The sequence below is a fragment of the Oceanobacillus sp. CFH 90083 genome, from assembly GCF_009389585.1.
GTDB lineage: Bacteria > Bacillota > Bacilli > Bacillales > Amphibacillaceae > Oceanobacillus.
Genome location: NZ_VIYG01000050.1, coordinates 1 through 400 on the forward strand (window position 1 = coordinate 1; position 400 = coordinate 400).

A 400-nucleotide genomic window follows, 5' to 3' on the forward strand; every position below is an offset into this window, starting at 1 on the left:
TTAGTCTGGTGGGGACATATGGCACATGACGAAGTGCAGGAAGACATTGTCGAACGCGTCAAACAGCGCGTGTTAGACGGCATGGGATTAATCGTCCTTCACTCCGGGCATTTTTCCAAAATTTTTAAATCGCTGATGGGGACAGGCTGTGATTTAAAATGGCGGGAATCAGACGATAAAGAACGCGTCTGGAATGTAGATCCATCTCATCCGATTGCTAAAGGAATCGGCGAGTATTTTGAAATTGAAAAAGAGGAAATGTACGGGGAGCATTTTGATATTCCGGCACCGGATGAATTAATTTTCGTCAGCTGGTTTACCGGTGGGGAGGTTTTCCGCAGCGGCGCCACGTTTAAACGCGGCAGGGGAAAAATATTTTATTTCCGCCCCGGGCATGAAA

General features: G+C 47.0%; 1 protein-coding gene. It reads left to right on the forward strand.

The features are described 5' to 3' along the window. Positions 1-400 (forward strand): ThuA domain-containing protein (locus tag FLK20_RS21430; RefSeq protein WP_194165723.1); only part of this gene is annotated, 400 nt, incomplete at both ends.